Raw genomic sequence first — 23,773 nt, 5'->3', positions numbered from 1 at the left:
TCAGGCGGCGTCGCCGCTCCCCGACTTCTTCTTCTCCGCGTAGACGCGGATCGGTTCCTTGCGGCCCTCGACCACGTCCTTGTCGATCATCACCTCGTCCACGCCATCCATCGACGGCAGGTCGAACATGGTGTCGAGCAGGATGCCTTCGAGGATCGAGCGGAGTCCGCGCGCACCGGTCTTGCGCTCGATCGCCTTCTTGGAAACCGATACCAGCGCGTCGTCGGTGAAGCTGAGCTTCACATTCTCCATCTCGAACAGCTTCTGATACTGTTTCACCAGCGCGTTCTTCGGTTCGGTCAGGATCTTGACCAGGGCCGCGATGTCGAGATCCTCGAGCGTCGCGACGACCGGCAGACGACCGACGAATTCGGGGATCAAACCGAATTTGAGCAGATCCTCCGGCTCGGTCTGGCGTAGCACCTCTCCGGTGCGACGCTCTTCCGGCGCGGCGACATAGGCGCCGAAGCCGATCGACTTGCCCTGCAGGCGATCGCCGATGATCTTTTCGAGGCCCGAGAAGGCGCCACCACAGATGAACAGGATGTTGGTCGTGTCGACCTGGAGGAATTCCTGCTGCGGATGCTTGCGGCCGCCCTGCGGCGGGACCGAAGCGGTGGTGCCTTCCATCAGCTTGAGCAACGCCTGCTGAACGCCCTCACCCGACACGTCGCGCGTGATCGAGGGATTCTCGGCCTTGCGGCTGATCTTGTCGATCTCGTCGATATAGACGATGCCGCGCTGCGCCCGCTCGACGTTGTAGTCGGAAGCCTGGAGCAGCTTGAGGATGATGTTCTCGACGTCCTCGCCGACATAGCCGGCTTCGGTGAGGGTCGTGGCATCCGCCATAGTGAAGGGCACGTCGAGGATGCGCGCCAGCGTCTGTGCCAGCAGCGTCTTGCCGCAGCCGGTGGGGCCGACGAGCAGGATGTTCGACTTGGAGAGCTCGACATCGGCACCCTTGGCGCCGTGGTTGAGCCGTTTGTAATGGTTATGGACCGCGACCGACAGCACCCGCTTCGCGCGGAACTGGCCGATGACGTAATCGTCGAGGACATCGCAGATTTCCTGCGGAGTCGGAACGCCGCCGTCCTTCTTGCTGACGAGCGCCGACTTGGTCTCTTCACGAATGATATCGTTGCAGAGCTCAACGCACTCGTCGCAGATGAACACGGTCGGTCCGGCGATGAGCTTGCGTACCTCGTGCTGCGACTTCCCGCAGAACGAGCAGTAGAGCGTGCTCTTCGAATCGCCGCCACTCAATTTGGTCATTCAATCACCTTTCGCACCAGAAGGGGGCGCGTTCCTTTTCCGGGCACATATCCTAACGCGCACGGGTAAACCCACAATAAAAATCCGGCATCGCTAGCGAAGCGTCGCGTCGCTCTGCCGCATTGCCTCAATATAGTCATGGGCTTCCCTAAGCCCAACCCCGGTCCGGTCCCGCACCAGCTTGATCGCCATGATCGGATTTCCGGTGTGGATCAGCTTCCACAGTTCGAGCCGAAGCTCCTCGGAAATCTCGACCGGTTCCGCCGCGACCGGTGCGGCCGCGGGAACGGGAGAGGGCCGCGATTCGGCCCTTGGCGGGGCAATAAGATCGTTCCGTTCCCCCGCCCCCCGGCACAATACCCAGAAAAGCACCGCTAGCACGACGACCGCGCCGAGGATCAGCAGGGGAAGCGGAATGAAGATCGTCCGGTCCCCGCTCAGGCGGCGCTGCCGCCCTCACCTTCAGCCGGCTGCGGACGCTTCTCATAGACTTCGTCGACGAGGCCAAAGGCCTTGGCCTCATCCGCCTCGAGGAAAGTGTCGCGGTCCATCGCGCGCTCGATCTCTTCGAGCGACTTGCCGGTGTACTTGACGTACAGGTCGTTCATCCGGCGCTTGATGCGCAGGATTTCCTTCGCCTGGATCTCGATGTCCGACGCCATGCCCTGGGCACCACCCGACGGCTGGTGGACCATGATGCGGGCATTTGTGAGCGCGACGCGCAGGCCCGGCTCACCCGCAGCGAGCAGGAAGCTGCCCATCGACGCGGCCTGACCGATGCACACCGTGCCGACGCGCGGTCGGATATACTGCATGGTGTCGTGGATCGCCATGCCGGCGGTGACCACGCCACCCGGCGAGTTGATGTACATCCAGATATCCTTCTTCGGGTTCTCGGACTCGAGGAAGAGCAGCTGGGCGGTGATCAGCGAGGCCATATGGTCTTCGACCGGCCCGGTGATGAAGATGATGCGCTCACGCAGCAGGCGCGAGAAGATGTCGAAGCTGCGCTCACCGCGGCTCGACTGCTCGATAACGATGGGAACCAGCGCGCCGGTGACGGGGTCGGCGGTCATCTGACCGATAAGGGGATGCATGTGCGGGAATCTCGTGCGTTTGTGTTTGCCCGCGAACTACATCGGCGCTCGGCAAGCCGGGCGCAAGGGGGCAAGGTGGTGAACGGGCGGCTTCCGCCCTGCCCGGTCAGGTTCCGGTGCGAGGCAAGCGCACGCGAACGGTGAAGACGCCGCCTTCGCGCTCGAAGCCGATTTCGCCGCCATGGCTGCGCACCGCGTCGCGGCTGATGGTGAGGCCAAGGCCGGTACCGCCGGTTTCCCGCCCGCGCGAGCTTTCGAGCCGGACGAAGGGCGCGAAGGCGCGTTCGGCGTCCTCGGGCGAAATGCCCGGCCCGCGGTCACGGAAGGCGATCGAGACCCAATCCACTTCCACCGTCAGCACGATATGGACTGCCTCGCCATATTTGCAGCCATTGGCGATCAAGTTGGCAAAGGCGCGGCGCATCGCAACCGGACGGCAGTGGATGTCGAAATGCTCGGGCCCCTCATAGACCACGTCCTCGCCCAGATCGTGATGGGTATCGGCGAGGCTGATCAGCATCGTCGCGAGATCGACCGTCTTCGGCGGCTCGTGACTCGCCTCTTCCCGCATGAAGGCGAGCGCGTCGGCGACCATCGACTCCATTTCGGCGACGTTGGACCGCAACTGCTCGCGCTGGTCCCCGTCCTCGACATACTCGGCGAGCAGCCGCAGCCGGGTCAGCGGCGTACGCAGATCGTGCGAGATCGCGGCGAGCATCTGGATCCGCTCGTCGACGAAGCGCTTGAGACGCTGTTGCATCGTGTCGAAGCTGCTGGCGATCGCGGCGAATTCGGGCAGGCGCATGTCGCCGATCAGCGTCGGCTCACGATCGCGGCCAAGCCGCTCAGCGGCATTGGCGAGGCGGGTGAGCGGCGCGACGATGCTGCGCGCCATCCAGATCGAGAAGATCATCAGGATCAGGAAATTACCCGCGAACGTCAGCACCATCCGCATCTGGTGCCAGCGCGCATCGGTCGTGCGGCGCGCGGTGACCAACAGCCAGCGCCCGTCGGCGCGGCGCACCGCCATCTCGAGCCGACCGAGCACACTGCTGCGATTACTCGCCAGTTCCTCCGCTGTCAGCAGCATCGGCACCTTTGGAATGATCGCAACGGCGGTATCGGAGGACCGCTCCCACGCATTGTCACTGAAGGTATCCGCCCATATGCGGACATCCTGCTCCGGTCGGCTCAGCGCTTCGGCCAGCGACGCGCGGAGTCCACCGGCGAACGCCGCTCCGCGACCGCCCTGCTCGAACGGAGGCGCGGTCACGGTCGCGAACACGAGATAGTCGGCAGCATCCGCCGGGCGCTTCGTTCCTTCGGGCGCCCGCGCCGCGTCGGCGACGGTCGCGACCAGCCAGTCGCGCTCAACCATCAGGAAGGGCGGCGGCGGGATCATCATGCGCAGTGTTTGATCGAGCAGAAAGGACGCCAGCACCGCGAGGATGATCGCGATACCGAGCCGTACCGACAGCTTGAGGCGAGGCAGCTTGAGAAAGGGCTGGCGCGGCATCATGTGGCAGCTACCGGATCGACCGCGGCCGAGAAGAAATAGCCGCCGTTGCGGACGGTCTTGATCAGTTCGGGCGCCTGCGGATCGGGCTCGACCTTGCGGCGCAGGCGACTGACCTGGACATCGATGCTGCGATCGATGTTCAGGCTGGAGCGGCCATGGACATAGTCGAGCAGCTGGTCGCGGCTCAGGACCTGTTGCGGATGCTGGACGAGTGCCGCGAGCAGGTCGAACTCGCCCGTGGTCAACTCGACCAGCGAGCCGCCCGGCGAGACCAGCGTGCGGCGCCCCGTGTCGAGCACCCAACCGGCGAAATGAAAGCGATCCGCGACAATCTCCGGCGCCGCGCTCGCCACCATCGCGGCGCGGCGCAATGCGGCGCGGATCCGCGCGAGCAGCTCACGCGGGTTGAATGGCTTGGCCACATAATCGTCGGCGCCCAGCTCGAGCCCGATCACGCGATCGGTATCCTCGCCGCGTGCGGTGAGCAGGATGATCGGGACGTTACTGCGTGCACGCAGGCGCTGGCACAGGATGAAGCCATCGTCGCCCGGCATCATCACGTCGAGCACGACGACGTCGAAATTGAACTTGCCGATCAGGTCGGTCATCTGCCGCCCGTCCTCAGCCGCCGTCACACGCAGGCCATTGTCGCTCAAATAGCGGGCCAGCATCGTACGGATCTGCCGATCGTCGTCGACGACCAGAATGTGCGGGTTTTCCTGCCTTGCCATGTTCGCCAGATAGCGCCCGGCAAAGGCCGAGTCTGCACCCGTAACAATCTGCAACAATCCGATACCGGCGCGAAATCGGGGGCAGCGGCCAGCGGCGTATAGGCCGGACACCCCAATTCCATGGCCAACCCCTTGGCCCAATCCCCTGGAGTATCCCCGATGCCAGTCATGCTTGCACTCCGCTGCCGCGTCAGTCTCAGCAACCCGCTGCCGCTCCTGATCCTTCCCGCGCTCTGCCTGTTCGCGTCGCAGGCCCGCGCGCAATCCGCCGAAGCGCAGCAGGGCGACTGGCAGGTGATGTTGGGTGCAGGCGGCATTTATGCGCCCGACTTCGAAGGATCTGACGAGTTCGAATTCCAGCCCTTCCCCTTCGTCTCGGTCGAGTATCGCGACCTCGCCTACATCCGCGGGCCGGAGATCGGGGTGAACATCATCCGGCTGAAGCCGTCGGAGGATTTCGCGATCAAGGCCGGCCCACTGGTACGCTATCGCCGCGACCGGAAGGAGAAGCGCAACAAGGACCTGCGCGGACTCGGCGATGTCGGTACCGCGATCGAGGCCGGCGGCGCGCTCTCGCTCGAGTATCGCCAGGCCTGGGTCCGCGTCTCGCTCGCCAAGGATGTCGCCGGCGGACATGAGGGGCTGGTCGGCGAAGGCGAGGCCGGCATCCGCTTCAACCTGAGCGATACGCTTTTCGCATCGGCGAGTGCCAAGGCGAGCTGGGCCGACAAGGACTATATGGGCACCTATTTCGGGGTGACCGCGGCGCAGGCGGTGCGGAGCGGCCTGCCGGTCTATCGCGCAGAAAGCGGCCTGAAGGATGTCGGCGCGGGCTTGAACCTCAGCTACATGCTCGGCCGGAACTGGATGGTCACCGCCGTCGGCGGCTATTCGCGGCTGATGGGCGACGCCGCCGATGCGCCGCTGGTGGTGCGGCGCGGGTCCCCGGACCAATGGCATGGCGGGCTGTTCGTCGCCTACCGCTTCTAGGGTCCGCTCAAACGCCTCCCCGCCTTCCTCCTCCGCCATCTCCCTCCGGCGGGGGAGGATTTTCTATTCGGGGCGAAGCGGCCCAGGCACGGCCAGATAGGCGAGGCGGCGCATCTCGCGTCGTCCCCGCACCACCGTATCGAGGATCAATCCCGCGAACAGGCTGAGCGCCGACAGGATGACGAGGCCCGTGGCGAGGATCGCCGTCGGGAAGCGCGGAACCAGGCCGGTATCGGCATAAGTGAGCGCCAGCGGCACCGAAAGGATCACCGCCAGCAGCGCCAGCGCGGCGGCGACCAGTCCGAAGAACAGGATCGGCTTTTCGATCCGATAGAGCGTCAGGATGGTCCGCGCGATGCGGAAGCCGTCGCGATAGGTGGAGAGCTTCGACGCCGAGCCTTCGGGTCGGGCGAGATAGCGGGTCTCCACCTCCCCCACCGGCATCTTGAGCTCGAGCGCGTGGACGCTGATCTCGGTTTCGATCTCGAACCCGGCCGAGAGCACGGGAAAGCTCTTCACGAAGCGACGCGAGAAGACGCGATAGCCCGAGAAGATATCGGTGAAGCTGCGCCCGAACAGCCGCGCGAGCAGTCCGGTCATCGCGCGATTGCCGAGGACATGACCGCGGCGATAGGCATCGGCGGCCTCATGGATGCGGGTACCGACGACCATGTCGAGCCCGTCGTTCAGTACCTTGTCGATCATCGCGGGCGCGGCGGTGGCGTCATAGGTCGCGTCGCCATCCGCCATCACATAGATATCGGCATCGACATCGGCGAACATGCGGCGGACGACATTGCCCTTGCCCTGCATCCGCTCGCCGCGGACGATCGCGCCAGCCGCACGCGCCACCTCGACCGTGCGGTCGCGACTGTTGTTGTCGTAGACATAGATGGCGGCGCCAGGGAGCGCCGCACGGAAGGCCGCGACGGTCTGCCCGATCGCGGCTTCTTCGTTGTAGCAGGGCAGGATGACAGCAACGGAAGGATTCATCGCGTCAGCCATAAGGGGGATGCCGTCAGTATTCGACCCTTTTGTCGTTTGACGACGTGCTTTCCCGCCGCCATCTCGACCATAAGATCGGGGAGAAAAGATATGCGTGCAGGCGAGTTGCAGATTCTTGCTATCGTCGTGCCGATCCTTGTCTTCATCGACGCGATCATAATACCGATCCTGCTGGCTTGGTTGACCTTCGCTCCGGCATCCTATCTCATTTACGCCCTGCTCGTGCAGCATATCTATCCGTTTGCGATCATGGGCGTATGGGCTCTGACGCTGATCGTCTTCGGACGTTGGATCTATGTGGCGGGCCGCAACCTCGTCGATTGCGGGGTCGAGGGAATGAAGTTCAGCCCCGCGTCCCGAATCTGGTGGTTCGTGGTTCCTTTCGCCAACCTGATCATGCCTGTTGAGGCGATGCGCGAGCTATGGAACGCGAGCCACGGCGAAACGGACCATTCGAAGAATCATTGGGTGATCACCAGTTGGTGGATACTGTGGCTGGGCAATGGTGTCCTGGCCTTTCTTGTCCGCAGCTTCGGCGAGGAAAACGGCAATATTCCCTTGATGATCAAGGGTGCGGTCGGGCTGATGCTGGCCAGCGTTGCAATCATACTGGTCCGCCGGGTTACGGTTGCTCAACTGAAGCTCGGCAGCACGCCAAAACTGACCGAAATCTTCGCCTGAAACGAAGAACCCCGCCGCGCCGGGTGGCGAGGCGGGGTCCTTGTATCGCTTGCGCGTGAGAAAGCCTTAGTCGGCCTTCTTCTTGGCCGGAGCCTTCTTCTTCGGCGCTTCCTCAGCCGCGTCATCGGCCTTGGCAGCCGCCTTCTTGGCCGGGGCCTTCTTGGCAGGCGCCTCGGCTTCCTCAGCCGCCGTTTCTTCCTTCTTCGCCGCAGCCTTCTTGGCCGGCTTCACGTCCTCGGCCGGAGCGGCCTCGTCCTTCTTGGCCTTGGCCTTCTTCGCCGGCTTGTGGTCGTGGTCATGGTCGTGACCGCAGCCCGGACCGTGGACGTGGGGGACGGCGCCCTCCTCGCTCTCGATCGCGGCTTCAAGCTCCTCGCGCGTCACTTCGCGCTCGGTCACTTCGGCCTTCTCGAACAGGAAGTCGACGACCTTGTCCTCGTACAGCGGCGCGCGCAGCTGAGCAGCTGCCATCGGCTCCTGCTGGATGTACTGAACGAAGCGCTGCTGGTCCTCCGGACGATACTGCTGAGCGGCCTGGGCGATCAGGCGGTTCATCTCCGCCTGGGTTACCTCGACGCCGTTCGCCTGGCCGATTTCCGACAGGAGCAGGCCAAGGCGCACGCGACGCTCGGCAATCGCCTGATAGTCGCCCTTCTCGGCTTCCAGCTCGGCCTTCGCGGCCTCGGGATCTTCCTCGTGGCTCGCTTCATGCTCGAGCTGAGCCCAGATCTGCTGGAACTCGGCTTCGACCATCGACGGCGGAACCGGGAAGTCATGGCCGGCGGCGAGCTGGTCGAGCAGCTTGCGCTTCATATAGGTGCGCGTGAGGCCACCGGTCTCGCTCTCGAGCTGGCCCTTGAGGATACCGCGCAGCTGATCGAGGCTCTCAAGACCGAGATTCTTGGCGAAATCCTCGTCGACCTTGGTCTCGCCCGAGGTCTTCACCGAAGTGATCTTGAGGTCGAAGGTCGCGGGCTTGCCGGCGAGCGTGTCGACACCATAGTCCTCGGGGAAGGTCACTTCGATCTGGGTCTCGTCGCCGGCCTTCACGCCGACGAGCTGGTCCTCGAAGCCCGGGATCAGACGGCCGGTGCCGATCTCGACCGCCATCGCTTCACCGGTGCCGCCGTCAAAGGCGACGCCGTCGACCTTGCCGACAAAGTCCATCGTGACCTGGTCGCCCTGCTTCGCCTTGTGCTTGGCGGGGGCGTCTTCCCAGGCCTTTTGCTGGCCGGCGATCTGCGCGAGCTGCGCGTCGATCGCACTCTCGTCCACCGGAACGAGCAGACGCTCGAGCTTCAGGCCCTCGATCGACGGGGTCGGAACGTCGGGCAGCACTTCCAGTTCGACCTTGACTTCGGCGTCCTTGCCGGGCGCGAAATCGCCTTCCAGGCTGACCGAAGGCTGCATCGCGGGGCGCAGCTTGTGATCGGCCAGAAGCTGCTGAACGCCCTGCTGGATCGTGGTGTTGAGCGCGTCCTGGGTCAGCGCTTCGCCGTGCATCTTGCGGACGAGGTTCGCGGGAACCTTTCCGGGGCGGAAGCCGGGCATACGAATGGTCGGCGCCACGCGCTTGACCTCGGCATCGACGCGTGCGTCGATATCCTTCGCGGTGATCTTCAGGGTGTAGGCGCGCTTCAGGCCCTCGTTCAACGTCTCGACAGTCTGCATTTCTTTCAGGCTTCCTGCTCTGGAAGTGGAATCGGTTTCGCGGCGTCCAACCACGCGCGCCGGGCGGAAACTGGTGCGGGCGAAGGGACTCGAACCCCCACATCTTTCGATACTGGTACCTAAAACCAGCGCGTCTACCAGTTCCGCCACGCCCGCATTCAGGACACCGCAGGTCGGCGCGCTCTATAGCAAGGCAGGTGGCCGGGGCAAGCGGCGATGCATGCACGATGTGACAGAGACGTTGCGCGACGAGACTGGCGGAGATGAACCAGGGCTCGGCGTGGTGCGTTAACCGGGCAAAGGAGTCTTCCGATGCCCGTAGAACCCCCGATCCGCCCCACCGTGCCGCCACCGGAGGCACCCCCTGCCCCCAAGCCTGGACAACCGACACCGGGCGGACCGGAGATCCACCCGCCCCAGCCTGACATCGACGTGCCCGCGCCCGCGCCGCAGGGCGATCCGCCCGCGACGCCGATGCAGCCGGTGGCGTAAGCCTATTGCGTTGCCGTCAGATCGACGATGCGGTCGCGGTCGTATCGCATGACGCCCGCGATCGGCGGCATGCGCCCGACCGACACACCGAAATAATTGGGCATCTTCCCAACCGGCCAGAATTTGGCGGGCACGATCGTCGCACTGGAAAGCCGTGGATCGAGCGGCCATGAAGCCGGTGCTGCCTGGATGAACTGATAACCCGCTACCTTCTCGCCGTCGAACAGGCGGGTCGCGTCGCCCTCCTGCGGCTTGACCTCGTCCGGCATCAGTGCGCGCAAATAGCCGAGGTCGGTGACCTGTCCCGCCTTCACCTCGAACGCGACGCTGCCCATGCAGAAGCAGCCTCCCGCGGCGCCCGCGCTCGGCAGCGTCGAAAGCGTGCCATAGATGCGATATTTTCCGGGCGTGATCTCGTGGAGATAGGTCGATGCGCCCGCCTCCCCCTTGGCGAAGCGGAAGAGCGGGCCGATCGACACGCCCGTCATCAATCCGAAGGGAACGAACTCGAAATTCGCCTCGGTCGGCTCGACCAGCTCCACGGGCGGCACCGGCTTGACCACGGTCCTGGGCGACTTGTCATAAGCCGCCTTTGCCTTGTCATACGCTGCCCTCGCCTTCTCGTAGTCCGCCTTCTTCTTGGTGTATTTCTCACGTGCCTCGGCGAAGGCGTCCGCCTTCAGGGCATCATATTTCGCCTGATCCTCGCTGCTCGGGATACGCATCAAATGCAGCGGCATCGCGACGTTGGAGCGGATCAGAATATATGCGCGCGCAGGGTCGAGCGCGAGGGCGGGCTGGTCCTTCACGGCAGAGGCCGTGACGAAGACGATTTTGTCCTTCTTGGCCAAAGCGGGCGAGATGCAGACGGCAAGCGCCGCGGTGGCGATCAACACGCGCTTCACAGCCCCAGCTCCTTTCCTTCGGGTTTCGCGGACGCCGCGACCAGCGCCTGGCGCTTGAGATAGTCGAAGCGGCGGCTTTCAGGCATGTCGGAAAGCCCTTCCTCGAAGTGGAATTCCTCCCACAGATCCTTCTTAAGGCCGTGACGCGCATAGCCCTTGTAGTACATGCAGCTACGCATGTTCACGCGGCGCATGCGGCGTTTCTCGGCCGACCCGAAGATCATCATCGCCATCGCGTTGCCGATCATGCCGCCCGCCGCACCAGCGAACGTGCCGTAATAGGGATACGGGACCTGGGTATAGGTCACCCCGCTCTGCAGGCCACGCGCGTAGCCGTCGCACTCGACGATGTCGCGATAGGCATCCGCATAGGAAACCCCAGTGCGAACGAAGTAATAATATTTGTCGAAGTCCTTCTCGTCCGCGGGCGTCGAAGCGAATGCCAGCTTGGGCATTTCGAGCTTCGCGGCGTCCTCATCAGAGACCTCGACCGCGCCGAACGGCGAACCGCTATCCGTGAGATAGGCCGGCGCCGGCGCGGCAACCGCTGGTACTGCCGCAGCGGTTGGTTGTTGAACCGCCGAATCCTGTGCCGCGGCAATGCCCGGCAAGATCACGGCAACGGCCGTCAGCGTGGCGCACGCATGACGCACCAATCCCTTGGATGGCATCGAAATCCCCCTGTTCAAAAGCGTTCCGGCGAGTCGCCGGAACGCTGCCCCGGGAGGAAATTATCGCACGAATGGACGCGCGCAAGCGGGATCAGATTCCGCCAGACCGCAGCGCTAGCGGGTGCAGAATGTCACGAAGCGCTTGATCGCCTGCTTGCCTGCCGCGCTACCGGTCATGCCGGTCGCCTGGCCCAGCGCGGTCATCCGCAGCCAGCCATTGGCGGCGAAGGCACGGATGAACGGGGAGTTGCCCACGATCTCCTGCGAGGTGAAGTGCGGCGGCTCGTCCTCGTTCGCCTCGGTCGTGCCCGGAAGGCGCAAGCTTTGCGGGCCCGAACTGAGGACGATCCCGCGCAATGCCGGATCGCCGCCGGAAATGCTCGCGAAGATCCGGTTTCCACCTTGTTCGCAGCTGAAGTTGAGCGGCTGATCGTCGGTGCCGTCGACCTCATAGGCGAGGATAGCGCTCGGCACGCGGCTCTCCTCGTCGATGCGAATCGCCCAGTCATAGCCGTCGTTGACGGGCGGCGGAGCGATGCGTTGCGCCGTGGCCGGGCCAGCAAGCAGCAGGCCGAGCGCGGCAAGGGGCAGGAACGGCATGTGCTTCATCGATCTGTCCCCTGCCCGTTCAGCCGACGAGCGCCTTCTTGAGCAGCTCATTGACCACGCCCGGATTGGCCTTGCCGCCCATCGCCTTCATCGTCTGGCCGACGAAGAAGCCGAACAATGCCTCCTTGCCGCCGCGATATTGTTCGAGCTGGCCGGGATTCTTGGCGAGGACGTCAGCGATCACCGCCTCGATCGCGCCGGTGTCGCTGGTCTGCTTGAGGCCGCGTTCCTCGACGATCGCCGCCGGGCTGCCGCCGGTTTCGAGCATGATCTCGAACACCTGCTTGGCGAGCGTGTTGGAGATGGTGCCGTCAGCGACGAGGCCAAGCAATTCGGCCGCCTGAGCGGGTGCGACCGGGCTGTTCTCGATATCCTTGCCCAGCTTGTTGAGCGCGCCGAACAGTTCCGAGGTGACCCAGTTGGCCGCCGCGGGACCCTTGGCGCCCGCGGCGAGCAGCGCGTCGAAATAGCGCGCGGATTCGACCTCGGCGGTCAGCACGCCCGCATTATACGGGGTGATGTCGAGCGCGAGGTAGCGCGCGCGCTTGGCGTCGGGCAGCTCGGGGAGCGAGGCTCGGCACGCGTCGAGGAACGCGTCGTCAAGCTCAAGCGGGAGCAGGTCGGGATCGGGGAAATAGCGATAGTCATGCGCGTCCTCCTTGGAGCGCATCGACCGTGTCTCACCCTTGTCCGGATCGAATAGGCGAGTTTCCTGGACGATCTTGCCGCCGCTCTCGATCACGTCGATCTGGCGCAATGCCTCGATCTCGACCGTCTGCATGACGAAGCGGACCGAGTTGACGTTCTTGGTCTCGGTACGAGTCCCGAATTCCTCACCCGGACGCCGCACCGAAACGTTGACGTCGGCGCGCATCGAGCCCTGGTCCATATTGCCGTCGCACGAGCCGACATAGCGAAGGATCGAGCGCAGCTTGGACAGATACGCCCCCGCCTCGGCGGGCGAGCGCATGTCGGGCTTGGAGACGATCTCCATCAGCGCCACGCCCGAGCGGTTGAGATCGACATAGGACAGGCGCGGATGCTGGTCGTGCATCAGCTTGCCGGCATCCTGCTCGACATGAATGCGCTCAACGCCGATGGTCTTGGTGGCGCCCTCCACCTCGATCTCGATCTCACCCTCGCCCACCAGCGGGTGGTAGAGCTGGCTGATCTGATAGCCCTGCGGCAGATCCGCGTAGAAATAATTCTTGCGGTCGAACCGCGACCATTTGTTGATTTGCGCGTCGATCGCCATGCCGGTGCGCACCGCCTGACGGATGCACTCACGGTTGGGCACCGGGAGCATGCCGGGCATCGCGGCGTCGATCAGCGATACCTGCGTGTTCGGCTCGGCGCCGAATTCGGTCGCGGCGCCCGAGAAGAGCTTGGCGTTGGACGTGACCTGGGCGTGGACTTCCAGGCCGATCACGACCTCCCACTCACCGGTTGCGCCTTTGATGCGATAGGTCGAAGTTGAAGTCTCGGTCATGCCGAACCCGCTAGCACGGCCTTTTTGCCGACGACACCCCCAAGCGTTGCGGATTTTCCATCAGAATCGACCGCGCTGCGCCGCGCTCAGGGCCGTCCTATCCCGCTTGCGAATACCGGCATCGCTGTCAGTATCGGTAACGAAACGACTTTTGGAGGGGAAGTCAGTGGGGGACCAGGATACGGACAGCAATGATTCGGCTCAACTGCGTGCACTCAACTTCCAGAAAGTAGACGCGCTCTACCGCGCGCACATCGACTATGTCCGCCACGAAAATGAACTGATGCACCAGCGCACGACATGGTTTCTGGCCATTCAATCCGTGCTGCTGGCCGGCTTCGGCTATCTGGTCCTGAACTATTTCGAATCGACAACGCTGGCCGTTCAGGGTCGCCCCGACGAGGGCATTGTAAAGATCGCGGAATTCCTGCTGGAATGGTTTTTCATCGCAAGCTTCGGCTTCGCGTCCGCATTCTCGGCCAGCCTGTCGATTGGCGCCGCAGACACTGCGCAGCAGGCGATCGCCCGCAACTGGCAACGGGTAAAGGCTGAATGTGCCAACTCCGAACCCGCGCTCGAATATTATCCGGGGCTGCTGGGCGGCGGGGACGACAGTGCAGGCAGGCTTGGCGGCTTTCTGGCCACCAGCATCGCCTACGTCACCACTCTATTCTGGTTCGTCGCCTTAGCGATCCAGCTTATCACGAGCGGGGTCGTCCTCAATTGTTATCACGACGACCCGGCGATATTCGCGAAGGCGGAGCAGAAGAGTGCCGAACGTGACGACAAGCGCCGTTAGGCGCTTACCACCACTGCTCCGGCCGCGCCGTGAACCCGGCCCGCTGTTCGATCGCGAGTGACGCGTTGAGCACGCCCTGTTCGTCGAACGGCTTGCCGATGATCTGGAGGCCGAGCGGGAGCCCGTCCTTGTCGAGGCCGCCGGGCACCGACATCGCCGGGATGCCCGCGAGGCTCGACGGCACGGTGAAGACGTCGTTCAGATACATCGCCAGCGGATCGGCCGACTTCTCGCCCAGCGCGAACGCAGCCGAAGGCGCGGTCGGGGTGAGCAACAGGTCGCACTGCGCCCATGCTTTCTCGAAATCCTGCGCGATCAGCGTGCGGACCTTCTGCGCCTGCGTGTAATAGGCGTCGTAGAAGCCCGCCGACAGCACATAGGTACCGATCAGGATACGGCGCTGCACTTCGGGGCCAAAGCCCGCGGCGCGGGTCGCGGCGTACATCTCCTGAAGGTTCGCGCCATCAGGCAGGTCGCGCTGGCCGTACCGCACGCCGTCATAGCGGGCGAGGTTAGACGAAGCTTCCGCCGGGGCGATGATGTAATAGGCCGGGAGCGCGTATTTGGTGTGCGGCAGCGAGACCTCGACGATCTCCGCGCCCGCGTCCTTGAGCCAGTCGATACCCTGCTGCCACAGCGCCTCGATCTCGGCAGGCATGCCGTCAACGCGATATTCCTTGGGGATGCCGACCTTCTTGCCGCGCAGATCGGCGGACAGGGCAGTTTCCCAATTGGGCACGGCCATGTCCAGCGAGGTCGCGTCCTTCACGTCGAACCCCGCCATCGCCTCGAGCATGATCGCGCAGTCGCGCACATCGCGCGCCATCGGACCGGCCTGATCGAGCGAGCTGGCGAAGGCGACCACGCCCCAGCGCGAGCAACGGCCATAGGTCGGCTTGATGCCCGAAATGCCGGTGAACGCCGCAGGCTGGCGGATCGAGCCGCCGGTGTCGGTGCCGGTCGCGGCGGGAACGAGGCGCGCGGCGATCGCCGAGGACGAACCGCCCGAGCTCCCGCCAGGAGCGAGCGCGGCGTTGCCGCCGTCCTTGCGCCGCCACGGCGAGATCACATTGCCGAAATAGCTGGTCTCGTTCGACGAGCCCATCGCGAACTGATCGAGGTTGAGCTTGCCCAGCATGCCCGCGCCCGCGTCCCACAATTTCTGCGAAACGGTCGATTCATAGACCGGCGTGAACCCCTCCAGCATGTGGCTGGCGGCGGTGGTCTGCACGCCCTTGGTGCAGAACAGGTCCTTCATGCCGATCGGCACGCCGGCGAGCGGCTTGAGCGTCTCACCCGCCGCACGCGCGGCATCGGCGGCCTTGGCCGCGGCGATCGCATGATCGGGCGTCTCGACGATGAAGGCGTTGAGCGGCTTGGCGGCGCTCACCTTGGCGACGAAGGCGTTGGCGACCTCGACCGCGGAAAAGTCGCCGGTGCGGACACCGTCGCGCAGCGCGGCGACGCCGAGAGTTGTAACGTCGGTCATTATTCGATCACCTTCGGCACGGTGAAGAAGCCATGCTCGGCGAGCGGGGCGTTGGCGAGCACGTCGTCGCGGATGCCGCCGTCGGTGACGACGTCGTCGCGCAGGCGCAGCGTGTTGGGAATAACGGCGGTCATCGGCTCGACCGACGAGGTATCGACCTCGCCGAGCTGCTCGATCCAGCCGAGGATGTTGTTGAGCTCGGGCGCGAGGCGCTCGGCATCGGCATCGCTGATCGCGATGCGCGCGAGGCTCGCGACCTTCTTCACGGTTGCGGTATCTACGGACATGAAGGGGCGCCTAGCAGCGACGCCCCCATTGCATCAAGCGCGGTTATTCGAAGGGGTCGCCGACGGGCTCTCCGCCGACGAAAATCTGGCGGCGTTCGACCTTGCGGATCTGCACTGCACCGGATTTGATCCCTTCGGCAATCCGGGCGCGTGCAGCCGGGTCTTCAGCCCGACCTGGAAGCTTGTCGATACTGATCCACTTACCGCCGTTCAACACGTAGCGTTCCGGGCTCCCAATCGGACAATAGGCGCGCGCGGGCACCGTCACGACGGGTGGAGAACCGGCCTCCGCTGCCGGGGCGGCTGTTGCCGTGGGCGACGGCAGGTAGCAGGAATCGACCAACAGCAACGCCTCGCGCTCGCCCGGCTGGAAGCTCAGCGTGCACGGTTTGTCGCGACACTGCCAATTGGCCGCAATCGCCACGCGCAGTTCGGGTGCTAGCGCAGTTCCGGCGGGCAGGATACGCAATGTCTTGCCAAGTGCCTCCTCGCGCACTGCCTTGTCGCCATCAGGCGCTTCCCAGCGATCCTTTGCGGCGAACGCTTCGGTCGCCTTGGTGCGGATCGTCGAGATGGACGATTTCTTGAGCCGTTCGAGTGCGTGACGCCCCGGCGCTCCAAAGTCGAACGCAAGCGCGCGCCAATCAAATTTGTCCGGGCTGATCCGCCCCGATTCGAGCCGCGCGACCTGATCGCGGGTCGAGATCGCGTTGAAGCTGAGGATTGGCGTAGCAAGAAGCAAGGCAACGCCGCAGGTGACGATGGCCAGGTTGAGGTTGGCAGGACGCACCTTCTCTGCCCAACCGGCACGACCACGGATCACGCTGACGAGATAGGCCATGGCCACCACGCTGGCGAGAATGACGAAGGTCAGCGCCCAAAGCCGCTCGGGCGTGAAGCCATATTGGCCGATGCGAAGGCCCGTGGCGACTGCGGCGATCCCGGCGAGTGGGAAGATCACGAGTGCAAGCAACAACGCCGCCCAGCGCAGCACGCGGTTGCGCGATGTGTCGTCGGCGCCGTTGCCGATCACCGCGTTGACCAGCAACAGCGCGCCAAGTGTGCAGCCGAGCAGGATCGGGGTGGTCGACTTGGTCGCGTCCCACAGTGGCTGAAGCCCCGTGAAGGGCAAGGCCAGCAGGAACAGGCCCAGGCCTATCGCCAGCACCGGCGCCAGTACGCCCAGAACCAGCATCGCGACGCTCCGGAGCAGCGAAACGATCCGGCTATGCTCGCGCAGCAGCGCGAGGCCGACGCCGAAGGCCAATCCGATCAGCGGACGCCAGAACCATTCCTTCTGGAGCAGATCATTGAGGAAATCGATCTTGATCAGTTGGAACAGGGCAGCCAGCAGGAAGCTCAGCAACAGTGTCACGCCGACGAATGCCCAACCCAGACACCACAGGATGGCGTTGGTCCAGGCATGGTCATAGGCGAGCGGGTAGGAAATCGGCCGGAAGCCCGATTCACGGCCCGCCTGGAACAGCGGCGCGGCGATACCGATCGCCAGCGCCAGGCTGAATACGCGCCACCCCTCCGTATCGCCCCAGTCCGACGTGGCCCCGTTGAAATACAGGATCAGCGCCGAAATCACGCCGCAGCCCAATGCGAAGCCGATCGAACGCCGCAGATCATCGCGAACCGCCACAAAGGCAAAGACCAGCGCCGAGACGGTGACGAAGCTCAGCAACGCCAGGCGAACCGCACTGATCTGCGGCTGATAGCCGGTGCCGAGGATCAAATGGGCGACCAACCCGGTAACAAGGCCCAGGCCGGCCAGCAGGAAAGGTAGGAGCGGCCAGCGCTCATCTTGATCCTGAATGCGAATCGTCATGCGCCTGCCCTTCCCCTACGGTGCAACGTCATCAAGGTTGCATCCTTCGCAACCATCGCGCAACGGAACGCGATTGCCCGGCAGCGCATTATGCTGCAATGCACAACAGGAGCCCTGAGTGGCACGCAAGTTCCTCTATATCGTGGCGGTATTGATCGTGCTCGCGATTGCAGCAACCTTTGCCTATCGAATCTGGGGTGCCGAACTGCTGCGGCAGGCGATGGTGCCGGGCGGACGATTCGAGTCGCAGGCGGCGCTGCCCGCCGACAGTTACAAGCGCGCCGAGATGTGGCTGGCGCGGCCCGACAAGCCGGGCAATCCGGCGCTGTGGGTACCGGAAGGATATGCGGCGGCGAAGGAACCGGTGGCTGCGGTCTTCTTCATCCACCCGACCTCGTACCTCAATCGCGCGCACTGGAACGCGCCGTTGGAGGACAAGGAGGCGAATGACCGCGCCGCCCTGTTCCTGCGGGGGCAGGCAAGCGCGTTCAACGGCGCGGGCGCGGTGTGGGCGCCGCGCTATCGCCAGGCGACCTTCGGCGCGTTCCTGACCAGCAAGGAAGATGCGCAGCAGGCGCTGGACCTCGCCTATCGCGACGTCACCGCCGCGTTCGACCAGTTCCTGAGCGAAGCGGGCGGCCGTCCGATCATCCTTGCCGGCCACAGCCAGGGCGCGTTGCACCTGACGCGGCTGTTGCACGACCGGGTGGCGGGACAGCCGCTCGCGAAGCGTGTGGTCGCGGCCTATGTCGTGGGCTGGCCGGTGTCTAAGACGGCGGACCTCCCGAAACTGGGCCTCGGCGAATGTACCGCCGCCAACCAGACCGGCTGCATCCTGTCGTGGCAGAGCTTCGCCGAGCCGGCCGATCCCTCGCTGCTGCTCGACACGTTCGACGCCTCGAATGGCTTCACCGGTCAGAAGCGCGCGGGAACGCCGATGATCTGTACCAACCCGATCACCGGGACACCGGACGTGAGCGCCGAGGCATCGGCCAATCTCGGCACCCTCATCCCCTCCGCCGATTTTTCGAGCGCGGCGCTCCAGAAGGGCATTGTTGCGGCACGGTGCGACGCGCGTGGCGTCCTGACGATCGGCAACCCGCCCGAGGGAATCGGCGGGCAATATGTGCTACCCGGCAACAATTATCATGTGTTCGACTATTCGCTGTTCTGGGCGAATGTCCGCACCGATGCCGAGCGGCGGCTCAAGGCGTTCAAGTCTTGATCACGACCGATCGTGACGCCTTTCGCGAGGCGCTGCCACAGGGCGGGCGGCTGCTGGGCCTCGACGTCGGAACCAAGACGATCGGGACGGCGCTTTGCGATGCGGGCTGGTCCTTCGCCAGCCCAGCGCACCTTATCAAGCGAACCAAGTTCACCGCCGATAAAGCAGCGCTGGCAGTCCTGATCGCGGAGCAGCAGGTGAAGGGGCTGGTGATCGGCCTGCCCCTCAATCTCGACGGCACCGACAGTCCGCGTACCCAGTCCACCCGCGCCTTTGCACGCAATGTCGAGGACATGGGCCTGCCGGTGCTGCTGTGGGACGAGCGCTGGTCGACCGCGGCGGTCGAGCGGCAGATGATCGCCGAGGACCTGTCGCGCGCCAAGCGCGCCGAGCGCGTGGATAAGCTTGCCGCCAGCTACATCCTTCAGGGGGCAATCGACGGGCTGGCCACCGGCTGAGCGGTTTCCCGTGAGACAATGTTGCACAAGCGCTCGCGAATTGGCAGCGTCGCGCAACTTCTAGAGACTCGGGGGTTTCCATGCGTCAGTTGCTTCTCGCCGCCACCTTCCTTGCCATGCCCGCTTTGACACCGGTTGCGCTCGCACAGGATAAACCCGCCACACCCAAGGACGCCAAGGCCGAGGCCGAGGCCGCACAGGTCCGCGCGCCGGTCGAGGAGCAGAGCGCCGTCAGCAAGGGCAGCGTGACGGTTGGCGGGCAGCGCATCGCCTATACCGCGACCGCCGGCACGCTGACGATCCGCGATGACGATGCAAAACCCTCCGCGAGCTATTTCTACACGGCGTATACGAAGGACGGCGGCGGCGCGGATCGCCCGGTCACCTTCTTCTACAACGGCGGACCGGGTTCGCCGACGATCTGGCTGCATATGGGCAGCTTCGCGCCGATCCGCGTCACCACCGCCAACCCGGAATATATCCGCCCTGCCCCTTATGGCTTCGGGCCCAATCCCTATTCGCTGATCGACAAGAGCGACCTCGTCTTCATCGACATGGTCGGCGCGGGCTGGTCGCGCCCGCTGGGCGAGAAGACGGGCAAGGATTTCTGGGGCGTCGATCAGGATGCCGAGGGCTTCGCGCGGGCAATCACCCGCTATATCACCAAGAACAACCGCTGGCGCAGCCCTAAGATCCTGTTCGGCGAGAGCTATGGCACGCTGCGTAACCCGGTCGTCGCGGCAAAGCTGGAGCAGGCGGGCGTCAGCCTCAACGGCATGGTCCAGTTCTCGACGATCATGAACTATGGCGTTCGCCAGTCGGGCTATGACCAGAATTACCTGACTTTGTTCCCGACGATGGCAGCGACGGCGTGGTACCATAATCGCCTGCAGAACCGCCCGGCAGACCTGCGCGTCTTCCTCAACGAAGTACGCGGCTTCACCACCGGTGCCTATGCCGCGGCGCTAGCCAAGGGATCGAACATTCCGGCGGAGGAGAAGCAGGCGGTCGCGAAGCAGATGGCCGCCTATATCGGGCTCAGCGAAGCCTTTATCCTGCGCGCGGACCTGCGCATCGATCTGTCGCACTTCCAGACCGAGCTGCTGCGCGACCGGCGGCTGGCTGCGGGGCGGCTCGATTCGCGCTACACGCTCAACATGACCGACGCCAATGCGGACAGCCCGGGCGACGACCCCTCATCGACCGCGATCTCTGGCGCGTTCGTCGCGACATTTCAGGATTATGCGACGCGCGTGCTCGGCTACAAGACCGACCTCACCTATCGCATGACCGCCCGCGGCCCCGGCTTCAACTGGGACTGGAACCACCGCGCGCCCAATACGACACAGCCCCAGACCACGCCCAACACCGGGCTGGACCTCGCCTGGACGATGCGCACCAACCCCTATCTCAAGGTGATGTTCGTCAACGGCTATTACGACTTCGCTACCCCGTTCTTCGGCGCGGAGTTCGATGCCTCGCACATGCTGCTCGACGAAGGGCTGCAGCGGAACATCGACTTCACTTATTATGAGGCGGGGCACATGGTGTATTTGAACCCCGACGAGCTGGCGAAGATGCATGCCGACCTTGGTCGTTGGTATGACAAGGCGCTGTCGGCCCCTGCCCGCCCCGCGCCGCGGCCGGCGACGCAGCCGGGGGACTAGCCAGTTAGGCCGGGGGCGGTCCGTAGCGATTGTCCCCCGGCGTACCGCGCAGCATCGTGAAAAGCATGAGCAGCGCGATCGTGCCCAGATAGATCACGTTGTTGAGGAACAGCAGGGCAAGTCCCTGTAAATCCGATTCCGGCGCTGGATTCCCCAGTAACTGCTTCGTGCCCCACAGACCGGCGCACAGGAACGGTAGCGGTAGCGATGCCCAGAGTCCGCTGCGGTCGGTATCGTGAAGGCGACGGACAAGCGAAGCGCCGAGGAGAACGATTGCGATCATTGTGACAGCGGCGGTCAGTTCAATGAACGCGCCGAAATCGGGCATCAGTTCCGGATGGGATCCCTCGATGGTCACCGAATAATGGCCGGGGCCGACCGTGCGGGTGGCCAGTTCCGGATTTTCACGCGCGAAACGGTCCATTCGCGCGAAGGAACTGACCATCAAGGGCATCACGGCGAGAATGAACGCGATGAACAGCAGGCAGACCACCGTCCCTGCCCACGCCCAGAACCGGTCAACGGTATCGCGCCCCGAGAAACGGTGCAGGCTGGTGAGGTGATGCCGCAGGATCGCGAAATAGGTCTTCATCGCGCATCAACGTCTCGCAGGCGAAACGATCGGTCAAGCGGCTTGCACCCTCCGCCTTGCACCGCTAACCGCAGGGTTTAATGCAACCGCCGATCGATCATCGCCCCGGCGCCCAGATTCAGGGGCGCGCCGTGTTTCCGCACGCGCACCTGACGGGCATTTCCGGGCTTCAGCCGCACGAGATATTGTTCCTGCTCGACGAAGCGGAACAATGGATCGAAGCCAATCGCAGCCGCGCCAAGAGCGACCACCGGCTCGCTGGCCTTACCCAGATCAACGCCTTTTTCGAGAATTCGACGCGGACCTTGCTGTCTTTCGAGATCGCGGGGAAGCGGCTGGGCGCGGACGTGGTCAACATGCACGCCGCGCAGTCGAGCGTGAAAAAGGGCGAGACGCTGATCGACACGGCGATGACCCTCAACGCCATGCGCGCCGACGTGATCGTGATCCGGCACATGTCGTCCGGCGCGGTGCAACTGATCGCCGACAAGGTCGACTGCCCGGTGCTCAATGCCGGCGACGGCAGCCATGAGCATCCTACACAGGCGCTGCTTGACGCGCTGACGATCCGCCGCCGCCGCGGGAGTATCGCGCACCAGCGGGTCGTGATCTGTGGCGACATCCTGCACAGCCGCGTCGCGCGGTCGAACATCCTGGCACTGACCGCTCTGGCCGCCGAGGTGCGGGTAGTCGCGCCTTCGACGCTGATGCCGGCGGCGATCGAGAAGATGGGCGTCACGCCCTTCACCGATTTCGATGCGGCGCTGGAGGGGGCGGACGTGGTGATGATGCTGCGCCTTCAGAACGAGCGCATGTCGGGGGCGTACATCCCCTCGACCCGCGAATATCACCTCAATTACGGCCTCACCGAAGAACGGTTGAAGCGGGCCAAGCCAGATGCGCTCGTCATGCATCCCGGACCGATGAACCGCGGGGTCGAGATCACCTCTTCCGTGGCAGACATGCCAGGCCGTTCGGCCATCACCGAACAGGTCGAGATGGGCGTCGCGGTGCGCATGGCGTGCCTCGACGTGCTGACACGACGCGCGCGCGGCGTGGAGGGCTGGGCATGAACCTGATCTTCCGCAACGCCCGGCTGGTCTGCCCTGAGGGCGGCGAACGCCAGGGCGACCTGTTCGTCGCCAATCACGAGATCGCCGCCGATGCGCCCGATGGCGCTGAGGTCGTCGAGTGCGGGGGCAAGCTGCTCGCCCCTGCCCTGATCGATCTCGGCGCCTTCGCGATGGACAAGGCGGCGTGCCGTGCAGGCGGCATCGCGCGCATCGGGCTGATGCCCGACCAGTCACCGGTGCTCGACGGCCCCGGCATCGTCCAGCGCGCCGCCGACATGGGCAAACCCGAGCTGTGGGTGCACCCGATCGCCGCAGCGACACGCGGGCTGGACGGCACGGACCTCGCCGAATTCGCGATCAATGCGGAAGCCGGTGCCCGCGCGGTATCGACCGGGCGCCGCTGGATCGCCGATTCGGGCGTGATGCGCCGCGTGCTCGCCTATGCGCGCGACTGCGGCCTGACCGTCATCGCCCATGCCGAGGATGCCGGACTGGCCGGGCAAGCGGTGGCGACCGAGGGCGAGACCGCGACGCGGCTCGGACTTCCCTCGGCCCCGGCAGTGGTCGAGGCGCTGGCGATCGCGCGCGACCTCATGCTGGTCGAACAGACCGGCGCGGCGATCCACTTCCGTCAGGTGACCACGGCGGCGGGCTTCGACCTGATCCGCCGCGCCAAGGATCGCGGTCTGCCCGTCACCTGTGGGATTACCCCGGCGCACCTGCTGTTGTCGGACATCAACGTCACCGATTTCCGAACCTTCGCCCGCCTCTCTCCGCCGCTTCGCGACGAGAGCGACCGGCGCGCGGCACTCGCGGCATTGACGGATGGGACAATCGACATCCTGTGCTCGAGCCACGATCCGCGCGGGCCGGAGGAGAAGCGCCTGCCCTTCGCCGATGCGACGCCGGGCATGGCGGGCGCGCAGACGCTGCTGACGCTGGCCCTCGGCCTCGTCCGCGACGAACGGATCACGCTCGACCGGCTGTTCGCGCTAGTTGCGAGTAACCCCGCGAAACTGCTTGGGATCCAGGCCGGAACGCTAGCGACGGGAATGCCTGCCGACTTGGTCCTGATCGACCCGGAAGCGCCGTGGCAGATCAACTCGGACCGGATGACAGGCAAGGCGGGCAACACCCCGTTCGACGGCCTGCCGGTTCAAGGCAAGGCTGTTCGTCTGTTCAAGGGTGGCGCGGAAATCGCCTGAAACGGAAAAGGC

General features: G+C 64.7%; 24 protein-coding genes and 1 tRNA gene. 9 read left to right on the top strand and 16 right to left on the bottom strand.

Features of this window, described 5'->3' with window-relative positions:
- The 5 genes from clpX to AC07M1_RS10280 all read right to left on the bottom strand — a co-directional run bounded on the left by clpX (position 1) and on the right by AC07M1_RS10280 (position 4,619).
- Positions 1–1,272, bottom strand: a complete 1,272-nt coding sequence (clpX, locus tag AC07M1_RS10300) for an ATP-dependent Clp protease ATP-binding subunit ClpX (protein ID WP_495162451.1) — start codon at positions 1,270–1,272, stop codon at positions 1–3.
- Positions 1,273–1,365: 93 nt separating this feature from the next.
- The gene (locus AC07M1_RS10295; protein ID WP_495162450.1) at positions 1,366–1,653 is read right to left on the bottom strand and encodes a hypothetical protein; all 288 of its coding nucleotides are present in this window, start codon (positions 1,651–1,653) and stop codon (positions 1,366–1,368) included.
- A gap of 56 nt (positions 1,654–1,709) precedes the next feature.
- The gene (locus tag AC07M1_RS10290) at positions 1,710–2,369 is read right to left on the bottom strand and encodes an ATP-dependent Clp protease proteolytic subunit (RefSeq protein ID WP_495162449.1); all 660 of its coding nucleotides are present in this window, start codon (positions 2,367–2,369) and stop codon (positions 1,710–1,712) included.
- 106 nt (positions 2,370–2,475) lie between these two features.
- A complete protein-coding gene (locus tag AC07M1_RS10285) occupies positions 2,476–3,885 on the bottom strand; it encodes a sensor histidine kinase (protein WP_495162448.1) in 1,410 nt (469 codons plus the stop codon).
- Positions 3,885–4,619, bottom strand: coding sequence for a response regulator (locus AC07M1_RS10280; protein WP_495162447.1), 735 nt, complete (start codon positions 4,617–4,619; stop codon positions 3,885–3,887). The genes AC07M1_RS10285 and AC07M1_RS10280 overlap by 1 nt, the downstream gene beginning before the upstream one ends.
- A gap of 159 nt (positions 4,620–4,778) precedes the next feature.
- On the opposite strand from AC07M1_RS10280, the gene AC07M1_RS10275 reads away from it, so the two are divergent.
- Entirely contained in the window at positions 4,779–5,609 is an 831-nt protein-coding gene (locus AC07M1_RS10275) for a MipA/OmpV family protein (RefSeq protein ID WP_495162446.1), read from the top strand.
- 63 nt (positions 5,610–5,672) lie between these two features.
- Here AC07M1_RS10275 and AC07M1_RS10270 read toward each other — a convergent pair whose 3' ends face one another.
- Positions 5,673–6,602, bottom strand: coding sequence for a glycosyltransferase family 2 protein (locus AC07M1_RS10270; protein WP_495162445.1), 930 nt, complete (start codon positions 6,600–6,602; stop codon positions 5,673–5,675).
- A 102-nt stretch (positions 6,603–6,704) separates the two neighbouring features.
- Between AC07M1_RS10270 and AC07M1_RS10265 the strand changes: the two genes are divergently transcribed.
- The gene (locus AC07M1_RS10265) at positions 6,705–7,295 is read left to right on the top strand and encodes a DUF4328 domain-containing protein (protein WP_495162444.1); all 591 of its coding nucleotides are present in this window, start codon (positions 6,705–6,707) and stop codon (positions 7,293–7,295) included.
- 66 nt (positions 7,296–7,361) lie between these two features.
- Here the strand turns inward: AC07M1_RS10265 and tig are convergent, their stop codons facing one another.
- Together tig and AC07M1_RS10255 are read right to left on the bottom strand one after the other, a co-directional pair.
- Positions 7,362–8,966, bottom strand: a complete 1,605-nt coding sequence (tig, locus tag AC07M1_RS10260) for a trigger factor (RefSeq protein WP_495162443.1) — start codon at positions 8,964–8,966, stop codon at positions 7,362–7,364.
- Positions 8,967–9,037: 71 nt separating this feature from the next.
- Positions 9,038–9,122: transfer RNA gene (locus tag AC07M1_RS10255), tRNA-Leu, on the bottom strand.
- Between the two features lie 156 nt (positions 9,123–9,278).
- On the opposite strand from AC07M1_RS10255, the gene AC07M1_RS10250 reads away from it, so the two are divergent.
- On the top strand, positions 9,279–9,458 hold the full coding sequence (locus tag AC07M1_RS10250; protein ID WP_495162442.1) for a hypothetical protein: 180 nt from the start codon (positions 9,279–9,281) through the stop codon (positions 9,456–9,458).
- A gap of 2 nt (positions 9,459–9,460) precedes the next feature.
- On the opposite strand, the gene AC07M1_RS10245 is transcribed toward AC07M1_RS10250, so the two are convergent.
- The 4 genes from AC07M1_RS10245 to gatB all read right to left on the bottom strand — a co-directional run bounded on the left by AC07M1_RS10245 (position 9,461) and on the right by gatB (position 13,132).
- Positions 9,461–10,363 carry a hypothetical protein gene (locus tag AC07M1_RS10245; protein ID WP_495162441.1) on the bottom strand — a complete coding sequence of 301 codons (903 nt, stop codon included), beginning with the start codon at positions 10,361–10,363 and terminating at the stop codon, positions 9,461–9,463.
- The gene (locus AC07M1_RS10240; protein WP_495162440.1) at positions 10,360–11,034 is read right to left on the bottom strand and encodes a hypothetical protein; all 675 of its coding nucleotides are present in this window, start codon (positions 11,032–11,034) and stop codon (positions 10,360–10,362) included. Before AC07M1_RS10240 ends, AC07M1_RS10245 begins: the two co-directional genes overlap by 4 nt.
- 114 nt (positions 11,035–11,148) lie before the next feature.
- Positions 11,149–11,643, bottom strand: a complete 495-nt coding sequence (locus AC07M1_RS10235; RefSeq protein ID WP_495162439.1) for a hypothetical protein — start codon at positions 11,641–11,643, stop codon at positions 11,149–11,151.
- Between the two features lie 19 nt (positions 11,644–11,662).
- Positions 11,663–13,132 (bottom strand): Asp-tRNA(Asn)/Glu-tRNA(Gln) amidotransferase subunit GatB, encoded by a 1,470-nt coding sequence (gene gatB, locus AC07M1_RS10230; RefSeq protein WP_495162438.1) that lies wholly within the window; start codon positions 13,130–13,132, stop codon positions 11,663–11,665.
- Between the two features lie 166 nt (positions 13,133–13,298).
- On the opposite strand from gatB, the gene AC07M1_RS10225 reads away from it, so the two are divergent.
- Positions 13,299–13,931, top strand: a complete 633-nt coding sequence (locus tag AC07M1_RS10225; protein WP_495162437.1) for a hypothetical protein — start codon at positions 13,299–13,301, stop codon at positions 13,929–13,931.
- A 4-nt stretch (positions 13,932–13,935) separates the two neighbouring features.
- Here the strand turns inward: AC07M1_RS10225 and gatA are convergent, their stop codons facing one another.
- The 3 genes from gatA to AC07M1_RS10210 are packed head-to-tail and all read right to left on the bottom strand — an operon-like array spanning position 13,936 to position 17,541.
- Positions 13,936–15,420, bottom strand: coding sequence for an Asp-tRNA(Asn)/Glu-tRNA(Gln) amidotransferase subunit GatA (gatA, locus tag AC07M1_RS10220; RefSeq protein ID WP_495162436.1), 1,485 nt, complete (start codon positions 15,418–15,420; stop codon positions 13,936–13,938).
- The gene (gene gatC, locus AC07M1_RS10215) at positions 15,420–15,707 is read right to left on the bottom strand and encodes an Asp-tRNA(Asn)/Glu-tRNA(Gln) amidotransferase subunit GatC (protein WP_495162435.1); all 288 of its coding nucleotides are present in this window, start codon (positions 15,705–15,707) and stop codon (positions 15,420–15,422) included. The genes gatA and gatC overlap by 1 nt, the downstream gene beginning before the upstream one ends.
- A gap of 43 nt (positions 15,708–15,750) precedes the next feature.
- On the bottom strand, positions 15,751–17,541 hold the full coding sequence (locus tag AC07M1_RS10210) for a DUF4153 domain-containing protein (protein WP_495162434.1): 1,791 nt from the start codon (positions 17,539–17,541) through the stop codon (positions 15,751–15,753).
- A gap of 118 nt (positions 17,542–17,659) precedes the next feature.
- Here AC07M1_RS10210 and AC07M1_RS10205 point away from each other — a divergent pair, with 118 nt between their 5' ends.
- The 3 genes from AC07M1_RS10205 (at position 17,660) to AC07M1_RS10195 (ending at position 20,891) form a co-directional block, all read left to right on the top strand.
- Positions 17,660–18,766, top strand: coding sequence for a DUF3089 domain-containing protein (locus AC07M1_RS10205; protein ID WP_495162433.1), 1,107 nt, complete (start codon positions 17,660–17,662; stop codon positions 18,764–18,766).
- Positions 18,763–19,224, top strand: coding sequence for a Holliday junction resolvase RuvX (gene ruvX, locus AC07M1_RS10200; RefSeq protein WP_495162432.1), 462 nt, complete (start codon positions 18,763–18,765; stop codon positions 19,222–19,224). The genes AC07M1_RS10205 and ruvX overlap by 4 nt, the downstream gene beginning before the upstream one ends.
- Before the next feature lie 80 nt (positions 19,225–19,304).
- Positions 19,305–20,891 (top strand): S10 family peptidase, encoded by a 1,587-nt coding sequence (locus tag AC07M1_RS10195; protein WP_495162431.1) that lies wholly within the window; start codon positions 19,305–19,307, stop codon positions 20,889–20,891.
- Between the two features lie 4 nt (positions 20,892–20,895).
- Here AC07M1_RS10195 and AC07M1_RS10190 read toward each other — a convergent pair whose 3' ends face one another.
- Positions 20,896–21,483, bottom strand: a complete 588-nt coding sequence (locus AC07M1_RS10190; protein ID WP_495162430.1) for a DUF805 domain-containing protein — start codon at positions 21,481–21,483, stop codon at positions 20,896–20,898.
- Positions 21,484–21,563: 80 nt separating this feature from the next.
- On the opposite strand from AC07M1_RS10190, the gene AC07M1_RS10185 reads away from it, so the two are divergent.
- Together AC07M1_RS10185 and AC07M1_RS10180 are read left to right on the top strand one after the other, a co-directional pair.
- Positions 21,564–22,556, top strand: a complete 993-nt coding sequence (locus tag AC07M1_RS10185; RefSeq protein WP_495162429.1) for an aspartate carbamoyltransferase catalytic subunit — start codon at positions 21,564–21,566, stop codon at positions 22,554–22,556.
- Complete coding sequence (locus AC07M1_RS10180) at positions 22,553–23,761, top strand: dihydroorotase (protein WP_495162428.1); 1,209 nt, start codon at positions 22,553–22,555, stop codon at positions 23,759–23,761. The genes AC07M1_RS10185 and AC07M1_RS10180 overlap by 4 nt, the downstream gene beginning before the upstream one ends.
- The last annotated feature ends 12 nt before the right edge of the window (positions 23,762–23,773 follow it).

This window comes from Sphingomonas sp. GW821-FHT10C01, from assembly GCF_059415525.1.
This window is presented reverse-complemented; position numbering and strand designations above follow the sequence as displayed.